Consider the following 4,214-nt stretch of genomic DNA (forward strand, 5'->3'; position numbering starts at 1 on the left):
AACTTTGTTGTTGGCTTTCTGTTTTTAAAAATTAAAGTGGCTGTCCTGTTAAAACCGCTCTCTGTTAAAACCGCTCTTAGAAAAGCTAAAGTACTACGCCAAAGAAATCCACGGGGTCAGGTCTTGCATTGTGCATTTTGGCCCTATTAGCTCAAAGACAGCTCAAAGCTTAACTTAACCCCATAACTTACAGACAACAACCTTTCCCTTTTATCACACCCTGAAAAGAATAAATTGATGAGTAATGCGCTCGCATGGATGCGAGCCAAGCCATGCTTGTACATGGATGTACCTTCATGGCGTGTACGTTCTTGAATTATTCAAATAACAGTTAAAATTGCTTATTTCACCTTGCGCAAAAGTAACCTTGCTTCGCAACGTATATTTTGCACGATAAGTGTGATGAAGGGCGCCGTGGGGTTCCAAGGGGAGACCGGCGGCAGCCTCCCCTTGGTTGTAGTCGCCAACGCGACAAAGAGTTAGACTAAAGACAAGTAGTGAGTGACACATTCATCCATTTCTATGCTCGTTATTTTCTATGAGAGGTAATTAAAGGAACTAAAATGTTTTTAGATGTATTCGTATTTTTATATTTGATTTTTTGTGTTTTGATATGGAAATTTGACTTATCAAGTAAGAAGAGGTTCTGGGATATTTTTGAATGGGTACAAATATTTGGGGTCATAATAGCAGTAGGGTTTTCTGGTTCGTTTTTCTTATCGGGAGAATTTGTTAAGTTTTTAATAAGTTTGCCATTTGTTCTTTATTTAGAGAGGAAGTTCAGAAAGTTCAAAGATACTCAGTATTAATCAAAGGGGTCAGGTCTTGTATTGTGCATTTTGACCCTATTAGCCTTTAATTAACTTGCATAATGTTTTTTCGATTTGTCATTTCGCTAGTGAATAAATATTGACTCCCGTCAGATGTGATGTCCTCTAAGCGCCAAACATTTTCTGGTAGAGCCATTAAAGTTTCTCTTTGCTTGGTTGTGGGATCAAATAACCACACGGTGACTTTATTACCAATACTTGATTGCAAAACAATTCCATTGGCTAAGGGCTTAACTGCATTTGAGATGACCTCATTGTTAGATATGGGCAGAGAAAATGTTTGCTTGCCAATAGTTAAGTTGTTATCAGAAATGAACAGTAATTGATCGTTTGTGTTGAGTTTAAAACCACCAGATTTATTAGTGACAAGTAATGATAGCTGATGGCTTTCGATATTGAATTTTTTTGCCATTACGCCGTCATTGGTCAAAAAGCCAACTAGTAGAGCGTTTTCATTATGATACCACCCATAAATGAACATGTTTTTGTGGCCAATGGGAATAACCTTCGTTGCCAATGTGTCTGTGTTGATAAAAATAAGCTTTTGTTGTTGCGCAACCACCACTTGCTTACCATTATGAGACCAAACCGGTGGGCCGAAAATATCGACTTTTTCGGGGTTACTATAAATCAAACGCTCTTGTCCTGAGTGTGAAGTAAACACCTGCATATAGCCCTTTCGCTTGGAGAGGTATGCGATGCTTTGGCTGTCAGGTGCATACCGAGCTGAAATATCAATCGCATTGGTATCAACCACCTTGTCGATATGCTTAGTGGTTTTGTCTATTGTTATAATATCTGAATCCAAGGTATTTTGGGTATAGATAATAGTTTCTCCAAGAGGAGAGATAGACAGTTCATTTGGTTGCATAAACTCAGCTAAATTGACATCTATTGCCTCACCTTTGAGGTTGATAAACTGGTTACTGATCTCACTATTAAGCAGTAAATGTTGACTATCTGGATGCCAATTTATAGAAAGCTGCTGGCTCATTACTTTTGTTAGGGGGTAATAGCTGTGCGTCAATAAGTTGAAGGTCCCTACTTGAAATCTTTCAGAATTAGAATTGGAAGATAATGCTAAATGACTTTGGTCGGGTGAAAGAGCGAGCGAAAAATGGCGATGGCTATGATCCGCCTCTATTACTTGAGTTAACTTGCCATTATTTAAGTCATACGCATTGACTGTGCTGATATTTTCCTGCCAATCAATAAAGTACCAAATATCATCTTTTGACCAAGCAATGGGGCTGACATATTTGCGCTTATTGCGAGTTAATAGGGTTTGTTGATTGATGACACTCTTAGCTTGTAAATCTAGAGATATGACCCCTATTTCAACTTTATTGTTAGCTAATTTGGGTCCTACATAAGCCAACTTATTTCCCTTTGGAGACCAAGTAAAAGATTTAAAATTCCCGCCATCGGGCGTCAAGTCAAAATGTTGACCAGAGCTGAGTTCAATTAGCCAAATATGTTGTTTTTGTGATGGTGCATCTTGTAAGTAAGCAAGTAATTTGCCATCGGGTGAGTACTTGGCAGAGTAACTATTTTGCGGACTAACGGTTATCGGTTCAATCACATTGAAGGTAGTTTTTATGGGCTTATCTTTTACAAAGATAGTGGTGACTGCTGTTACTGCTAAAATAACAAGTGCCAACAAAGTAACTGAAGGCCAATATTTGGCTTTGTTATTATTCGATTCTGCTAATGTCAATTCAGCAATAAAACTGTAGCCTTTTTTAGCGTGAGTTTTGAAAACTAATTGGCGTTTTGGGTCATCCCCTAGTGATTTTCGTAAAATGGCAATCGCTCGTTGAACTAAGCTTTGACTAAATATTTGATTGGGCCACACAGCATCAAATAATGTTTGTTGTGCAATTACTTTGTTTTGATTTTCAACAAAATACTGCAGTACCGCCATGACCTTTGGCTCAATATTCTGCTCACTGTCTTCTGAAGCAATGGTGCCTCGTGAAAAATCAACTTTATATCCATTTATTTTATAAATTTTACTTTGATCAAAAGCTGTTTTTGAAAAACTCACTACGCACCATAACTTTCTGATTTTATTTGCCTTAAGAAAAGCTTAAGAACTATTTAAGGTAAACTTTATTGATTGTATTTAGCCTTTTGGCAACCATCTGGCTACTAACTTTCATGATTATATTCGTGATCATACTTACTGGGAACCAACAAAAGCTTCGGAGGCAATAATAGTGGAAATCATTACCAGAACACAGTTGGCAGGTAGCACCGAAAACTGCCTGCAAGGCAAACCATTTTTTTTCCTTTTAGCCATATTTATCACTCTGCTTACATTTAGCGGTTTTATTGCGAATTCTGTTAATACTCCGCAAAGGATAACTCATATTAATTTTTGGACAGGGCTGCATGCTATTTTTAGTACCGCATGGTACTGTTTACTACTTTTACAATTAAAATTGTCGCGTAATGGCCATCTTGCCTTACACAGAAATTTGGGACGATTTAGTGCTTTATTAGTTGTGGCTATCATTGTCACTGGGCCTATTATGACGTTCGGTTTATATGAGCGGTTGGTTGGATTTGGTATCTTTGACCTCAATGACAGCACAGCTAGAACTCGGGTAGGAGGCTTATTTGGTAGTACACTTTTCCAGTGGCTGAGCTTTGCACTTCTTTATGTATTTGGACTACTAACTATTCGACACCCCAAGCATCATAAGCGCTTTATGATTGCAGCAAGTATTCAGATGATGCCTGAGGGGCTAAACCGCCTTATTCACCTGCTTGGTCTACCAGGCTATGCAATGATCTTGATTGTAGCGTTAATCTATTTATCAATACTTATTTATGATTGGAAAACTGAACGTCGCTTCCTGTGGAGTAGCATTGTTTCAATTACTGCTTTTGCAGTCTTGGTAATCTTAATAAAAACAGTATTTCAATCACAGCTTTGGGGTGATTGGGTTTCTAAGTTTATTGTTGCAATTTAGGCATTCAAGGACTGGTCTTGCATGATGCAATTATAATATTTAGGGTTAAAGTGCTTGACCCATGAACTCAAATCAAACTTTATTTCGCAACATGTAATTTGTACCTATTAGACAGCGCGATAAATAAATGAATTGAAGACTGAAAGTAAGCATCTTGATTCTGAAACAAGTTCAGAATGACAAAATTTGAGAATTCTTCATATAAAACAGTAGCGGAATAAAGCCGCGGCTACTGAAGAAAAAATAAAAAAATAAAAAAATAAACAGGACACCCACCTCAAAAATTTACCAATAAATATCTATCGCCTACTTTTAGACTTAAGACTTTCAAATAGGCACATACAAAAAAATAAACAGAAAAAAATAAAAAAATAAAAAACAACAAACAGGACACCCACCTCAAAAA

General features: G+C 37.2%; 2 protein-coding genes. One reads left to right on the forward strand and one right to left on the reverse strand.

What is annotated here, in order from left to right; translation table 11 throughout:
* Window positions 1-855: 855 nt before the first annotated feature.
* Window positions 856-2,877 (reverse strand): winged helix-turn-helix domain-containing protein, encoded by a 2,022-nt coding sequence (locus ACGHEH_RS21345; protein ID WP_390449695.1) that lies wholly within the window; start codon window positions 2,875-2,877, stop codon window positions 856-858.
* A gap of 172 nt (window positions 2,878-3,049) precedes the next feature.
* Between ACGHEH_RS21345 and ACGHEH_RS21350 the strand changes: the two genes are divergently transcribed.
* Entirely contained in the window at window positions 3,050-3,808 is a 759-nt protein-coding gene (locus tag ACGHEH_RS21350; protein WP_390449698.1) for a hypothetical protein, read from the forward strand.
* Window positions 3,809-4,214: the final 406 nt, after the last annotated feature.

The organism is Pseudoalteromonas sp. MTN2-4, assembly GCF_042848605.1.
Lineage (GTDB): Bacteria > Pseudomonadota > Gammaproteobacteria > Enterobacterales > Alteromonadaceae > Pseudoalteromonas.